This is a genomic window from Dermatobacter hominis (assembly GCF_020715685.1).
GTDB lineage: Bacteria > Actinomycetota > Acidimicrobiia > Acidimicrobiales > Microtrichaceae > Dermatobacter > Dermatobacter hominis.
Genome location: NZ_CP085840.1, coordinates 1,151,105 through 1,166,018, shown reverse-complemented (window position 1 = coordinate 1,166,018; position 14,914 = coordinate 1,151,105). Strand labels below are relative to the sequence as shown.

At 74.7% G+C, this 14,914-nt stretch carries 12 protein-coding genes; 4 read left to right on the top strand and 8 right to left on the bottom strand.

Annotated elements, in window-relative coordinates; translation table 11 throughout:
* The first annotated feature begins 3 nt into the window (after window positions 1-3).
* From LH044_RS05435 to LH044_RS05425, 3 genes are all read left to right on the top strand, one after another.
* Window positions 4-2,445, top strand: a complete 2,442-nt coding sequence (locus tag LH044_RS05435; RefSeq protein ID WP_227758783.1) for a glycoside hydrolase family 3 C-terminal domain-containing protein — start codon at window positions 4-6, stop codon at window positions 2,443-2,445.
* Window positions 2,446-2,539: 94 nt separating this feature from the next.
* Window positions 2,540-3,538, top strand: coding sequence for an LLM class F420-dependent oxidoreductase (locus tag LH044_RS05430; protein ID WP_227758782.1), 999 nt, complete (start codon window positions 2,540-2,542; stop codon window positions 3,536-3,538).
* Between the two features lie 115 nt (window positions 3,539-3,653).
* Entirely contained in the window at window positions 3,654-4,616 is a 963-nt protein-coding gene (locus LH044_RS05425) for a hydroxymethylglutaryl-CoA lyase (protein WP_227758781.1), read from the top strand.
* A 221-nt stretch (window positions 4,617-4,837) separates the two neighbouring features.
* On the opposite strand, the gene LH044_RS05420 is transcribed toward LH044_RS05425, so the two are convergent.
* The 6 genes from LH044_RS05420 to LH044_RS05395 form a co-directional block, all read right to left on the bottom strand.
* The gene (locus LH044_RS05420; protein WP_227758780.1) at window positions 4,838-6,436 is read right to left on the bottom strand and encodes an AMP-binding protein; all 1,599 of its coding nucleotides are present in this window, start codon (window positions 6,434-6,436) and stop codon (window positions 4,838-4,840) included.
* A 90-nt stretch (window positions 6,437-6,526) separates the two neighbouring features.
* Window positions 6,527-7,522: an LLM class F420-dependent oxidoreductase gene (locus tag LH044_RS05415; protein ID WP_227758779.1), complete on the bottom strand. Its 996-nt coding sequence runs from the start codon at window positions 7,520-7,522 to the stop codon at window positions 6,527-6,529.
* A gap of 95 nt (window positions 7,523-7,617) precedes the next feature.
* A complete protein-coding gene (locus tag LH044_RS05410) occupies window positions 7,618-8,658 on the bottom strand; it encodes a DUF7064 domain-containing protein (protein ID WP_227758778.1) in 1,041 nt (346 codons plus the stop codon).
* A gap of 48 nt (window positions 8,659-8,706) precedes the next feature.
* Entirely contained in the window at window positions 8,707-9,900 is a 1,194-nt protein-coding gene (locus LH044_RS05405) for a uracil-DNA glycosylase family protein (protein ID WP_227758777.1), read from the bottom strand.
* A gap of 16 nt (window positions 9,901-9,916) precedes the next feature.
* Complete coding sequence (locus LH044_RS05400) at window positions 9,917-10,732, bottom strand: SDR family oxidoreductase (protein WP_227758776.1); 816 nt, start codon at window positions 10,730-10,732, stop codon at window positions 9,917-9,919.
* A gap of 40 nt (window positions 10,733-10,772) precedes the next feature.
* Window positions 10,773-11,810, bottom strand: coding sequence for an LLM class F420-dependent oxidoreductase (locus LH044_RS05395; protein ID WP_227758775.1), 1,038 nt, complete (start codon window positions 11,808-11,810; stop codon window positions 10,773-10,775).
* A gap of 195 nt (window positions 11,811-12,005) precedes the next feature.
* Between LH044_RS05395 and LH044_RS05390 the strand changes: the two genes are divergently transcribed.
* A complete protein-coding gene (locus tag LH044_RS05390; protein ID WP_227758774.1) occupies window positions 12,006-12,185 on the top strand; it encodes a hypothetical protein in 180 nt (59 codons plus the stop codon).
* 617 nt (window positions 12,186-12,802) lie between these two features.
* On the opposite strand, the gene LH044_RS05385 is transcribed toward LH044_RS05390, so the two are convergent.
* On the bottom strand, window positions 12,803-14,275 hold the full coding sequence (locus LH044_RS05385; protein WP_227758773.1) for a wax ester/triacylglycerol synthase domain-containing protein: 1,473 nt from the start codon (window positions 14,273-14,275) through the stop codon (window positions 12,803-12,805).
* A 77-nt stretch (window positions 14,276-14,352) separates the two neighbouring features.
* The gene (locus LH044_RS05380) at window positions 14,353-14,877 is read right to left on the bottom strand and encodes a phosphatase PAP2 family protein (protein ID WP_227758772.1); all 525 of its coding nucleotides are present in this window, start codon (window positions 14,875-14,877) and stop codon (window positions 14,353-14,355) included.
* Window positions 14,878-14,914: the final 37 nt, after the last annotated feature.

Here is a 14,914-nt window from a genome sequence, read left to right as displayed (position 1 = left end):
GGCGTGAGCACCGACGCGACCGCCGCCCCGTCCCCGAGCGCCGAGGCGGTCGTGGCCGCCCTCGACCTCCCCACGAAGGTGCGCCTCCTGTCGGGGCGGGGGTTCTGGGCGCTCGAGCCGGTGCCGGCCGGCCCCGGCGGATCGGGTGGCATCGACGGGATCGTGGTGGCCGACGGTCCGCACGGCCTGCGCTGCCAGGTGACCGCGGCCGACCACCTCGGCCTGGCGCCGGCGCAGCCGGCCACGTGCTTCCCGACTGCGGCGGCGCTCGGCTCGACGTGGGACGTCGAGCTGCTCGAGGAGGTCGGTGCGGCGATCGGCGACGAGGCCAGGGCGCTGGGCGTGTCGGTCGTGCTCGGGCCCGGCCTGAACCTGAAGCGCCACCCGGCCGGCGGCCGCAGCTTCGAGTACCTGTCCGAGGACCCGCTGCTCGGCGGTCGCCTCGCCGCGGCGATGGTGCGTGGCATCCAGGCCCGGGGCGTCGGGGCCAGCGTGAAGCACTACGCGGTCAACAACCAGGAGTCGCACCGCCTGGTGGTCGACGCGGTCGTCGACGAGCGGACGCTGCGCGAGCTCTACCTGCGCGGCTTCGAGATCGTGGTGACCGAGTCCGACCCGTGGACCGTTATGTGCTCCTACAACCGGGTGAACGGGACCTACGCATCGGACCACACCGAGCTGCTGACGACGATCCTGCGCGACGAGTGGGGCTTCGGCGGCCTGGTGATGTCGGACTGGGGCGCGACCAACGACCGGGTCGCCGGGGTGCGGGCGGGTCTCGACCTCGAGATGCCCGGCAGCGAGGGCGCGTTCGACGGCGAGGTGCTGGCCGCGGTCGCCGACGGCTCGCTGCTCGAGGCCGACGTCGACCGCTGCGCCACGCGGGTGGTCGAGCTCCTGCAGCGCGGCCGCCTGGACGGCGCCCGTCCCGACCCGCAGCACGAGCAGCACCACGCGCTGGCCCGGCGCGCCGCGGCGGAGGGGTCGGTGCTGCTGGTCAACGACGGCGTCCTGCCCCTCGCCGCCGAGGGGACGATCGCCGTGATCGGCGGCTTCGCCACCCACCCCCGCCACCAGGGCGCCGGCAGCTCGCAGGTCAACCCGACCCGGCTCGACCGGGCCCTCGACACGATCCGCGAGCGCGTCGGCGGCGCCGGGACCGTCACGTTCGCCGAGGGCTACGACGCCCGCACCGGCCGCTCGACGCCCCGGCAGTTCGCCGAGGCGCTGGCGACGGCCCGGGCCGCGGACGTGGCGGTGGTCTTCGCGGGCCTGCCCGCCGCGTGGGAGTCCGAGGGCTTCGACCGGACGACGCTCGACCTCCCCGACGACCACGTCCGGCTCATCGAGGCGCTCGCCGCGACGTCGACGCCCGTCGTGGTCGTGCTGAGCAACGGCGGCGTGGTGCACCTGCCGTGGGCCGAGCGCGTCGAGGCCGTGCTCGAGTGCTGGCTCGGCGGCCAGGCCGGGGCCGGCGGCGCGACCGACGTGCTGTTCGGCGACGCCGAGCCGGGCGGGCGGCTGGCCGAGAGCATCCCCGTGCACGTCGCCCAGCTGCCCGCCGACCGCAACTTCCCGGGCCAGCCGCGCCAGGTCGAGTACCGGGAGGGCCCGCACGTCGGTTACCGCTTCCACGACACGGCGGGGGTGCCGGCGCGGTTCGCCTTCGGCGCCGGACTGTCGTACACGACCTTCGAGTGGACCGACGTCGAGGTGACCGGCGACGGGACCGACCGCACGGCCCGCGTCACGGTGACCAACACGGGCGACCGGGCCGGCTCCGACGTCGTGCAGGTCTACGTCCGCGACCCGGAGTCCGCGGTGCACCGACCCCACCAGGAGCTGCAGGGCTTCGCCAAGGTCCACCTCGGGCCGGGGGAGCGGGCGACGGTCGAGGTCCCGCTCGACCGCCGTTCCTTCGCGGTCTGGGACGTCGCCGCCCACGACTGGCTCGTCGAGGCCGGGCGGTTCGAGGTCGTCGTGGCCCGCTCCTCGGTCGACCCGGTGCAGGTGGTCCCGATCGAGGTCGCCTCCGACGACGTCGTCACCCCGGTCCCCGCGCCGGTGGACCTCGTCGCGACCGACGAGGAGTTCGCCGCGCTGCTGGGCCGGCCGGTCCCGACGCCCAAGGCGGTCCGGCCGTTCGACCGGAACTCGACCCTCGAGGACCTGGAGTCGACGGTCGTGGGCCGCCTGCTGTCGTCGGTCGTCGTGCGCGAAGGCGCCAAGCGGGCGGCGCAGGAGTTCCCCGACCCCGACGACGCGACCATCGAGATGGTGCGGTCGTCGCTCAAGGAGGGGCCGGTCCGCATGCTGGTCCTGATGGGCGGCGGGATCCTCGACTTCGCCCAGGCGGACGTCCTGCTGAAGGCGCTCGACGGTCGCTGGACCTCGGCGGCCCGCTCCGTGCTCGCCGGGTTGGCGGCGCGCCTCCGCCGGCCCTGATCGGGCCGGGCCGTCGGCGGCGCGAACGGGTCACGGTCGCGGCGCGGGCGCGCTCCGGCGCAGCCCCGGGCCGCCGGCAATAGGCTCCGCGGCCATGGCCGACCACACCCCTCCCGAAGGTCCCCGCTGGGGCATGACCGTCCCGTTCGACGGCGTGCCGCTCCACGAGCAGCGGGACTGGTTCGTCGAGCTCGAGGACCTCGGCTACACCGACGTGTGGTCCGCCGAGGCGATGGGGGCGGACGCGTTCACGCCGCTGGCGCTGGCCTCGGCCTGGGCGCCGTCGCTCCGGTTGGGCAGCGCGATCGTGCCGGCCTACACCCGGGGCCCGGCGTGCCTCGCGCAGAGCGTCGCCTCGCTCGCCGACGCCGCCCCCGGCCGGTTCGCCTTCGGCATCGGCACCTCGTCGAACGTGATCGTCGAGCGGTGGAACGGCATCCCGTTCGAGGAGCCCTACCGCCAGGTCCGCGACATGGTCCGCTTCCTCCGGGAGGCGATGTCGGGCGAGAAGGTGTCGGGCACGTTCGGCGCGTCGGAGGTGAAGGGCTTCCGGCTGGGGATCCGGCCCGAGGTCGAGCCGCCGATCCTCATCGCCGCGCTGCGCGAGGGCATGCTGCGACTGGCGGGCCGCGAGGGCGACGGCGCCATCATCAACTGGCTCTCGGCCGACGACGTCCGGACCGTCGCCCCGATCGTCCAGGAGGCGTCGTCCGCCGCCGGTGGCGGCCCCAAGGAGGTCGTGGCCCGCATCTTCGTGGCGCCGACGACCGACCGTGACCTGGTCATGAAGATGGGCCGGTTCGCGATCGCCGCCTACCTCACGGTGCCCGTGTACGCCGCGTTCCACGAGTGGATGGGCCGGGGCGAGCAGCTGGCCGAGATGTGGCGGCTGTGGGGGGAGGGCGACCGGCCGGCCGCGCTGGCTGCGATCCCGGACTCGCTCGTCGACGAGCTCATCGTGTGGGGCAGCCCCGAGGAGTGCCGGGAGCACGTCGGCCGCTACGTCGAGAACGGCGTCACCACGCCGGCGATCGCCATCCTGCCGTTCGGCCTCGACCAGCGGCAGGCGATCCGCGACCTCGCGCCGGCCTGACCTGCTCGGGCCTGCCTGCTCCGGTCTGACCCCGCTCTGGCGGCGGGATCTGTCCGCAGACGACGGATGGCGCCGCCAAAGGGGTGCTGCGGGCTCGGCGTCGTAGTCTGGGCGCATGGCCCACCCCGTGACCATCGTCGACGTCGCGCCCCGCGACGGCCTGCAGAGCGACGGCCTGATCGTGCCGACCGAGGCCAAGCTCGGCCTCATCGAGCGCATCGTCGGTGCGGGGATCCGCCGGATCGAGACCACGTCGTTCGTGAACCCCAAGCGGGTGCCGCAGATGGCCGACGCCGCCGAGGTCATGGCCGGCCTCGCCGCGCGGCGCGCCGAGGTGCCCGCGGACGACTCGCTGCGCACCGCGTCGTTCATCGGGCTGGTGCTGAACCGGCAGGGCCTCGACCGGGCGCTCGAGGCGGGCTGCGACGAGGTCAACGCCGTCGTGGTCGTGAGCGACACGTTCAGCGAGCGGAACCAGGGCACGACGACCGAGCAGGGGATCGAGGTCTGGGCCGACATCGCCGCGGCGGCCGCCGACGCCGGCGTCCCCGCCAGCGTGACGCTGGCCGCCAGCTTCGGCTGCCCCTACGAGGGCGAGGTGGCCGTCGAACGGCTGGCCGACGTCGTCGCCCGGTGCGTGGCCGTCGGCGGCGAGGAGATCGCCCTGGCCGACTCGATCGGCGTCGCGGTGCCGACCGACGTGCGGACCCGGCTTGCCGTCGCCCGCGACGCCATCGCCGCGGCGGGGACCGACCAGCGCCTCCGAGTGCACTTTCACAACACCCGCAACACCGGCCTGGCCAACGTGGCGGTGGCGGTCGAGGAGGGCGTCGACGTGGTCGACGCCTCGCTCGGCGGCATCGGCGGCTGCCCGTTCGCTCCCGGCGCGACCGGCAACGTCCCGACCGAGGACGTCGCCTACCTCCTCGACCGGATGGGCTACGAGACCGGGATCGACCTGCAGGCGCTCGTGGACGCGGTGGGGTGGATGCAGTCCGACGAGCTGCTCGGTCGGTCCACGCCGGGTGCGCTGGCCCGCGCCGGCGTCTTCCCGCGGACGACCGAACCGGCCGCCTGAACCCGCCTGGAGCAGGGCGCAGGATCTCGGGCGCGAGGCGGCGCCGCACGGGTGAGCAAGCGGTGCCCCGGTGACCGACCGGCGGGGGGTCGGTGTCGGTGTCCGCACCATCCCTCCCGACGGCACGGGCACCGACACCATGGTCGGCGCCCCAGCATCCGACCGGTGCCCAAGGGTGCAGGGCCACCGGATCGGCGGCATCGGTAACCGCTACGTAAGTGTTACGCAGGCGCTGTGGCGTCGGGCACGTCGCCCGCGCCGAGGTACTCCCTGATCACCCGCTTGTCGACCTTGCCGGATGCGTTGGTCGGCAGCGCCGGCACGCTGACCACGACGCGGGGCCGCTTGAAGCCCGCCATCCGACCGTCGGTCCAGTCGACGAGCGCCCGGGCGCGGCCCTCGACGTCGCCGGCGGCACCGTCTGACCGGTCCCACACCACGACGGCGCAGACCCGTTCGCCCCAGGTGACGTCAGGGAGCCCGACCACGGCGACGGCCGAGACCTCGGGGTGCTCGGACACGATGTCCTCGACCTCCCGGGACGACACGTTCTCGCCGCCCGAGATGATGATGTCCTTCTTGCGGTCGACGACGTAGAGGTAGCCCGCCTCATCGACGCGACCGATGTCGCCGGTCCGGAACCACGCGCCGTGGTGCGACTCGACGGTGGCGCCCGGATCGTCCCAGTAGCCCGCGCAGACCTGGTCGCCGCGCACGAGCACCTCGCCCGGCTCGCCGGGGGCCACGTCGTCGCCGCGGTCGTCGGCGATGCGGATCTGGACCAGCGGCGCCGGCCGCCCCGCCGCTGACAGCAGCCACGGCTCGTCGGCCGCGGCGCGCCGGTGCTCGTCGGGCCCGAGGAAGACGGCGTTGCCCGAGAGCTCGGTCATGCCGTAGCCCTGCGCGAGGCCGACCTCGGGCAGGTCGGACAGCGTCCGTCGGAGCAGGTCGAGCGGCATCGCCGACGCCCCGTACCCGATGCGGCGCAGCGACGCGAGGTCCGAGAGGTCATCGCCGACGTGGTCGAGCAGCATGGCCAGCATCGTGGGGGCCAGCGACACCGTCGTGACCCGCTCGTCACGGATCGCCGTGACGACGTCGGCCGCCTCGAAGCGGGGGAGGAGGACCACCGGACGCCGGCCCAGGTGGTGCACGACGACGTTGTACGCGGCCACGTGGAACAGCGGGAACGGGAACAGGTACACGTCGTCGTCGGTGATCGGCCGGGCCAGGGCGGTGTTGGTCGACGCGGCCACGATGGACCGGTGGGTGAGCAGCGCGCCCTTGGCGCGACCGGTCGTCCCGGACGTGTGGATCAGCCACACGTGCGTGTCGTCGTCCAGGCCCGATCGGGGCGGCTCGGGGTCGAGGTCGAACAGCTCGGCGGCGTCGCGCGTGCCGTCGGGGAGGGCGCTCGGACCGTCGGCGCCCACGCCGTCCAGGCAGTACCAGCGGCGGACGGCGTGGAGCTCGTCGGCGTGCGGGGCCAGCCGCGCCAGCTGCTCGGCGGAGCCGACGACCACCGAGGCCGAGCTCGACCTCAGCATCGCCGCCTGCTCGGCCGCGGTGTGGCGGATGTTGCCGAGCACGAGCAGGGCGCCGGCCCGGGGGACTGCGTAGAGCGCCATCACCAGCTCGGGTCGGTTGTCGGAGAACCAGGCGATCCGCTCGTCGCGCCCGACCTCGTGGGCGAGCGTGGTGCCCATCCTGGCGACGTCCCGTTCGAGCTCCACGAAGGTCCAGCGCCGGTCGCCGAACACCAGCGCGTCGACGTCGCCGGCGGCGCCTGCCGCGAACTCGATCACCTCGTGCAAGAGCATCGTCCGACCCTACCGGGACCCCGCTGCGGTCCCCGGACCGCGGTGCCCGCTGCCGGACCGCGGAGACCGCCTGCGGCCGGGTCGGACCGCTCAGCCGGCGAGGGCGGCCTGCACGACGCGGCCCGCCCGCCGGACGGCCTCGGGATCGCCGCCGTCGGCGGGCAGGTTGTGGATCACGCCGTCCAGGCCGGCGTCGAGCCGGCGCCGCAGGAGCGCGACCACGGCGTCCTCGTCGCCGACGAGGATCCGGCTGGTGAGCATCGCCCGCGTCGCCTCGTCGAGCACGCCCGGGTCGATGCCGCGCTGGGCCAGCAGGTCGTCGAAGCGGGCCTGGGCGTCGGCGTCGGAGTCGCCGATCACGAGCGAGCACAGCCACGTGATGTTCAGGTCGTCACGGGTGCGGCCCGCCTCGGCCAGCGCGTCGGTCGTGACGCGCACCTTGTGCTCGAGCTCCTCGCCGCCGGCGATGAGGTTGAGCGCATCGGCGTAGCGCGCCGCGAGGGGGATCGTGCGCTTCTCGCCCTGGCCGCCGATCAGGACCGGCGGCCCGCCCTGCTGCAGCGGCAGCGGGGAGTTGATGGCGTCGGCCACCCGGTAGAACTCGCCGTCGACGGTCGGGCGCTCGCCGCGGAACATGGCGGTGATGATGCCGAGGGCCTCCTCGAGCATCGCGAAGCGCGTCCGCAGCGGCGGGAAGTCGAAGCCGAGGCCGTCGTGCTCCTCCTGGTACCAGGCGGTGCCGACGCCGCACACCGCACGCCCGCCCGAGATCACGTCGAGGGTCGACACGACCTTGGCCAGCAGCGCCGGGTTCCGGTACGTGATGCCGGTGACGAGCGTGCCGACGCGCACCGAGGACGTGGCCTGGGCGATCGCCCCGAGCGTCGTGTAGCCCTCGAGCATCTCGAGCTCCGGCGGCCCGAGCATCGGCAGCTGCCAGAAGTGGTCCATGACCCACACGGACCCGTAGCCGGCCGACTCGGCCGCCTGGGCCTGCTCGATGACCCGGGGGAAGAGGCCCTCGGGCGGCACGTCGGGATAGGTGAACAGCGGCATCTGCAGGCCGGAACGGATCAGGTCGCGCACGTGCCTCGCCTCTCTGGTGGTCGCGGCGAGGCCGGGTCGGCCGGGTCGCGCTGGCGGTGGTCGCGGGCCGACCGGCGGTCGACCCGCGGCACGGTCTACTCCGCGAGCCCCACCGGTTCGTCGTCGACGATCTGGTCCAGGTACTCCGACAGCCCGTGGCCGAGCGTGGCCGACTCGTCGTCGCCCAGCGCGCGGTCCAGGTGCCACCGGGTGAGGCCCTCGGAGATCCGGGTGACCCGGCCCTCGCGCCGGTTCCGCAACGGGATCAGGTTCAGCACCTCGCCGGTGACCGTGCGGGTGATGCCCTCGTCGCCGTCGCGCCCGGTGCTGAACGTGGCGTGGACCTTCGAGTGGTACGAGCCCGTCCCGGTCCAGTCGGTGCGCAGCTGGACGTCGCGGACCACGTGCAGGTCGCGCCCGTCCCACACGAACCCGCCCCGGGTGCCGGGGCCGTCGGGGCGGGCGATCCGCGACAGCATCAGGCCGGTGCCGTCGGCGAAGTTCATCGTCAGCCAGCGGTAGTACCAGGGCGCCTGCCAGGTGCGGGGACCCCACGAGTGGTCCCGCAGCCCGAGGCCCGACACGGTCCAGGTCTGGTCCTCGACGGTGACCGTCCCGCCGCCCCGGACGAGCTGCTCGTAGTGGCCCTTGGCGAACTCCTCGCCCGGTCGCTCGTGGGACTCCTCGGGCTCACCGCCGAAGGGCCGGGCGATGCCCTGGTACGTGAGGTCGATCGACGCCGATCCGTAGGGGTTGTCGGAGAAGGCCTGGCGGGGGTCGGCCATGTCGAGGGGCTGGTCGAGCAGCACGAGCTTGCCGCCGTAGGCGACGCGCAGCTCGCCGCCGCCGTCGCCCTCGGTGCGGAACGGCTCGACGACCTCGAACGAGGCGCCGCCGGCGTCGAAGCGCTCGTTGCCGTCGATCTCCGCCCGCCGGAACATGAACGCCACCCGCCCGTCGGGGAGGTACAGGCACACGGTCATCTCGGCGTGGCCCTCGTTCGGCCGGTTCCCGATCCGCACGAACCCGCCGAGGTGGGCGGACGGGTCGTACAGGTTGAAGTACATCGACTCGTTGAAGGTGGGCTCGGGGCCCGGGTGCATGTACTCGTCCGACGGTTCCAGTCGCACGCGCATTGTGTGTCCCCCTGGTCAGGGACGGCGCTCGCCGGCCCCGGTCCGACTCTACGACCCGCTGTCGGATGCCGCCCCGGGCGCCGCGCCGGATGCCGCGCCTGATGGCGGCCCGACTGCCGCCCCGAGCTCGAGGGCGGCGCGCAGGTGGTCGGCCAGGTCGGCGACGCTCGTGTGCGCGTTGAGGCCGCTCGGGTTGGGCATCACGTGGACCGGCCGCCCGCCCAGGGTGCGCTCCTGGCGGCCGAGCGCGGCGTGGCGGTCGCCCGTCGCGTCCCGCCACCCGGTCACCCCGAGCACGCACACGGCGCCGGGTCGCAGCCACGCGCACAGGGCGTCGAGCCGCTCGAACCCGAGGCGGAACTCCTCGGGCCGCAGCTCCTTGGCGGTGGCCGTGGCGCGCTTGACCAGGTCCGACATCCCGATCGCCTGATGGCGCAGGAGGTGCACCGGGTCCCGGTCCACCGTCGCGAGCCCGGCGGCGAGCAGCGCCGGCCAGGCCCGGTTGCCCGGCCGCGCGAAGCCGACGCCCGCGTCGGCGGCGTACAGCGACGGGTTGAGCCCGACGAGCAGGAGCCGCATCCCCGGGCCGACGGTGTCGGCCAGCGTGCGCTCGCTCCGGACCTGCACCGCGATCCGGCTGCGGTCCGGGTCGGGCGCCGTCCGCTCGACGGCGAAGCCGGCGCCCTCGAGCACGTGGCCGAGGAGCGCCTCGTCCCACAGCGAGAACGACCGGCCGGGGAAGTCGTCACCGGGGTGCGGGCCGTGGTCGACCCCGGCGGGATCGGTCGAAGGGTCCTCGTCCGTCGCCGGGTCCGCCGTGAACAGGCCGAGGTGCGCTGTGGCGCCCACTCGCAGCGCCCGGTGAAGGTCCCACCACGCGAGCGGGCAGGCCCGGCGGTCGAGGTGGACGTAGCTCCGCTCGGCCCACGCGCCGTCGAGCGAGTGGCGGGCGAACGGCAGCGCCCGCAGGTCGGCCTGGACCCGGGGCGAGGCCGGCGCGTGGCGTGGGACGAGGTCGAGCATCGCCCGGGCGCCGTCGAGCGCGATCGATCCGTCCGGGAGGGCCGGGAGGTGCCAGCCCGGCCCGCACCCCAGGTCGCCGACGAGCGCACCCTCGGCGCGCCAGCGGTCGCCGAGCGCTTTCGACTCCTCCTGCCGCGGTGCGCCGCGACCCACCTCCCACTCGGCGGCGCGGGTCTCGTAGACGTCGAGCGTCGTGCGGTGGGGATCGGGCTCGGCCACGGCCGTCAGGGTTCGGTCAGCCGCCGAGCAGACCGGACTGGAGCCGGCGCATGGCGCCGAGCCACCGCTCCCGGTCGCCGGCCCGGGCCCGCTCGTAGTCGGCGACCTCGGGGTGCGGCAGGATCAGGAACCGCTCGTCGCGCAGGCCCTCGACGACGGACTCGGCGACCTCCTCGGGCTCGATCACCCGCTGGGCCTTCACGACCTCGGTGGACAGCGCGCCGTCGCCGGCGCTGCCCGGGGGCCCGAACAGCAGCGGCGTCCGCACGCCCTGCGGGCACAGGCACGAGACGTGCACGCCGCGGTCGCCGTACGTGATGGACAGCCACTCGGCGAGGCCGACCGCGGCGTGCTTGGTCGCGGAGTACGGCGCGTCGCCGAGGTTCGACAGCAGCCCGGCCGCCGACGCCGTGACGAGCAGGTGGCCCTCGCCGTCCTCGAGCCAGCGGGGCAGCAGCGCCCGGGCGGCGTAGACGTGGGCCATCACGTTCACGTGCCAGATCTGCTCCCAGACCGCGTCGGGGGCCTCGACGCCCATCGCGGTGCCGATGCCGGCGTTGGCGCAGAACAGGTCGAGCCGCCCGTGGTCCAGGTGTGTCTCGGTGATCAGCGCGCCGACCTGCGCCTCGTCCGCGACGTCGAGGGCCCGGGCCACCGCGACCACGTCGGGCGCCGCGGCCCGCACGGCGTCGGCCACCGACGCCGCACCGTCGCCGTCGAGGTCGGCGACGACGATGGCGGTGGGACCCTCCTCGGCGAAGCGGCGGCACATGGCCGCGCCGATGCCGCTGGCACCACCCGTCACGACGACCACGCGGTCCTTCAGCTCCATGGCGGCGACCCTACGCCGGGGACCGCGGGCCCGGGCGTCCTCAGGTGACGGCGTCGATGGTGGCCTCGATCGTGGCCACCCGGTCCTCACCCCACGGCAGCGGCATGATCACCGGCACCTCGACGCCCGCGTCCCGGTACTCCTGCACCGCGCCGGCCACGACCGCGGCGTCGCCGCAGATGTCGATGGCGTCGACCATGCGGTCCGACACGGCGGCGACGGCGGCCTCGCGATCGCCGTCCTGGTGGGCCGTCCGCAGGGCCGCGATCTCGTCGCCGAAGCCGGCCCGCTCGAAGGCCTGGGCGTAGGCGTCGACGACCGCGTACGAGAACAGGTCCTTCCGGCCGGCCGGCCGGGCCGCCTCGGTGTCGCACACGCCGACGTGGACGTAGGCGTAGATCGTGCAGGACCCGGGGGGCCGCTGGGCGAAGCGCTCGCCGGCCCGCACCTGCTCGACGCACCACGGGACGGCGCTGGCCGGCAGGTAGTTGAGCAGCACGCCGTCGGCCAGCTCGCCGGCCAGGCGCAGCATCCGCTGGTTGAGGGCGCCGAGCACCAGCTTCGGCCGGCGGTCACCCAGCCGGACGCCGAGCCGGAACCGGCTGGCCTTGTAGAACTCACCGTCGTACGAGACGCCCTCGCCCGACAGGCAGGCGGCGGTGAGCTCGAGGAACTCGCGCACCTGCGCGACCGGTCGGTCGCCGTAGTTCGCGCCGTGCCAGCGGCCCACCACCACCGGCGACGAGATGCCGACGCCCAACAGCACGTCGCGGTCCGGCGCCAGCGCCTGGAGGGTCGCCGCGCCCATCGCCGCCACCTGCGGCGTGCGGAGCTGGAGGGCGAGCACGCCGGTCCCGAGGCCGAGGCCTCCGACGCCGGCGGCCACCGCGCCGAGGGTGGCGAACGCCTCGGTGCTGACCGTCTCGGCCGTCCAGTAGGAGCTGAAGCCGGCGTCCCGGGCGGTGCGGGCCATGGCCAGTCCGACGTCGAGCCCGAGGCCCTGGAAGCTGGCGAACGTGAGGCCGACGGGGGCCTGGGCGGCGTCGCCGGGACCGGACGGGGACGAGGTCGGAGCCATGGCCGGGCACGGTATCCCGTGTCCGGACTGTGAACCCTCCGTGAAGCGGGCCCAATCGACCTCCGCGATGTCCCAGGGGAGGGGTACCCTCCATCGGACACCACGAGGTGACCGGCACCGGGTCGAGGGTCTGCTCCCGCTACGAGCGGGAAGGGCTCCGGGCGGGAGTCCCGGCGAGGCGAACTGGAGGACAAGGTGACCGAGGTCAAGGAACCGCAGACCGACGAGTCCATCCGAGCGGCCATGCAGCTCATCGACCAGGGCCTCGGCGACATCGCCGATCGCTCGATCGTGTCGACCTCGGAGATGGCCGACCTCCTCCTGGACGTCCGGTCGCTCCTGTCCCGGCTGGACGCCGAGGTGCACATCAACTGATCGCCGACCGCCCGGCACGGGCGGTCAGAGCCGATGGACGAACGCGTCCCCGCTCCGGCGGGGGCGCGTTCGCCGTTCCGGGCACGCTCCGGCCCGCTCCCACCCCCTGCACCCCAGACCGCCGAACTTGTACGTGGCGGTCGCCGATGTGGCGCATGGCGTACGAGTTCGTCGGCGGGCGTCGATCTTGTACGTGGCGGTCGCTGGTGTGGCGCGTGGCGTACGAGTTCGTCGGCGGGCGGCGATCTTGTACGTGGAGGTCGCCGGTGTGGCGTGTGGCGTACGAGTTCGTCGGCGACCGTCGAACTTGTACGTGGCGGTCGCCGTCCGGCCGCCCCGTCGATCTTGTACGTGGCGGTCGCCGATGTGGCGTTTGGCGTACAAGTTCGTCGGCGGGCGGCGATCTTGTACGTGGCGGTCGCCGTCCGGCCGCTCCGTCGATCTTGTACGTGGCGGTCGCCCATGTGGCGCGTGGCGTACGAGTTCGTCGGCGGGCGGCGATCTTGTACGTGGCGGTCGCTGGTGTGGCGCGTGGCGTACAAGTTCGGCTGCGGGCGGGCCCGGCGGGGCGGGGCGGGCCCTCTGCAAGAGCGGCCAACAACCCTGCGGCTGGCGGGTCAGGCGGTGACGGGGACGTCGGGCGTGCGGCGCGTGGCGATGCCGCCGGCGGCGAGCACCTCGGCGTAGGCCCGCTCGAGCGCGGCCAGGAGCCCGTCCGGGTCGGGGACGGCGACCCGGTCGGCCAGCAGGCCGAGGAACAGCCAGCCCCGGTACGACATCGTCGTCAGGTTGAACGACGTGTTGAGCAGCGGGCCGAGCGGGTAGTTGCCCTCGAGGTGCGCGCCGGCCATGTAGAGGTCGAACGGGGCGGCCCGGACGTTCGAGCACACGAAGTCGATCGCCCCGGCCGTGCGGCCGGCGATGCCGAGGAGCGCGGCGTTCGGCAGCAGCCGGGCCGCCGCCGCGGGCGCGTCCAGCGGGATCCCCGCCTGGTCGCGCTTCACGTGGTCCAGCCGCTCGTGCACGAGCCGGAACCGCTCCTCGACCGGCATGTCGCCCGTCGGCAGCAGCGCGTGGACCGGCGTGAAGGCGTTCCCGTCCGACGAGCCCGACTGGCGGTTGCTCACCGGGATGGCCACCCGCAGCTCGTCGACCGGGAGGCCCGCTGCGGCGTGGACCTCGGCGGCCGCAGTGAGGGCCCCGGTGACGAACACGTCGTTGACGCTCCCGCCGAGCGCCCGACCCGCCGCCTTCACGTCGTCGAGGTTCAGCGCGGAGCGGCCGAACCACCGCTCCGTGGAGCGCTCCGTCCAGAGCGGCGACCGGCGCCCGTCGACGGCGAGCTGCTGCACCGAGTCGACGGCGAGGTCGAGAAACCCACCGGTCCGGGACGGCACCTGCGCAGCGCCCCTCGCGACCGCGGCCGGGACGCTCCCGGCGGCCCGCAGCCCACGGAGCGCTTGGCCCCAGAGGCCCGGTGCGGGCTCCTCGATCGTGGTGGCTGCGCCGTCCGCCGCCACGACGGGCGCCTCGACGGGTGCCGACGGCGCCGCGTCGGATCGGGACCGCCGGGGCCGCTCCGACCGGTGCGGGCGATCGGGCTGCCGCTCGAGGTCGAGGAACTGCGCCGACAGGCGGATGCCGCCCTCGCCGTCGGTCAACGTGTGGTCGAAGCGCTGGACCATCGCCCCGGCACCGCCCGGCAGGCCCTCGACCACGACGAACTCCCACAGGGGCCGCTCCCGGTCGAACGGGTGGCCCGAGAGCTCGGCGGCGAGGGCGTCGAGGTCGTCGTCGCCGAGGTCGATCCAGCGGATGTGGTGGTCGAGGTCGAAGTCGGGGTCGTCCCGCCAGACCGGCGTGCTGAGGTGTCCGCCCCCCACGACCCGCTGGCGGAGGCGGGGGACGACCTCGGTCGCCGCGAGCATCCGCTCCCGCAGCACGGCCCGGTCGGGGACCCGGTCGAAGATCGTGAGGTTCGCAAATCCCGAGGCCAGGCGCGGGTCACCGTCGAGGATCCACATGACCGCCTCGAGCTGCGACATGTGGTCGTCCGCGTGCGCCGGCCCCCCGGGCTCCTGCGATGCCACCGCTGCTGACCGTACCCCGGCGCGGCGTCGCTGCGAAGGGGCGATCTCGCGGTCGGTGCGAGGCGGCGTCGACCCGCTCAGGCGCGGCGGCCCGGCGCGGGCCAGGCGACGCCGGCGACCCTGCCGAGCGCGGAGCCGACCACCGCGCCGCCGACGAGGTCGGTCGCGTGGTGCGCCCCGACGTGGACCCGGCTCCACGCCACCGCCGCGGCGAGGCCCCACCAGAGCGGCGCGGCGCCGAGGTCCGCGGTGAGCAGCGTGGCGGCGCAGGCGCCCGCCGAGGCGTGCCCGCTGGGGAACGACGAGGTGAGCGGCGTCCGCAGGCCATGCGGGTGGTCGGTGACGTGGTCGGGCCGTGTGCGCCGGAACAGCGTCTTGATCGGGCCGTTCACCGCGGCCTGCTCGGCGACCAGCACGACGCTGCGCCGGAGCGCCCGACGGCGGCCCGCTGGGCCGCCCACGACCGCGTCGACGGCGTTGATCCCGTGCCACAGGAGGCTGTGGTTGGCCGCCTGCGACAGCGCGTAGAGCGCCCGATCGGCGGCGGCGTGGCCCCGCAGCCGGGCCGCGACGGCGTCGACGGTGCGGTCGAGCACCAGCACCGGCGTGGAGTCGAGGAGGACCGAGGCGAGTCCCGGC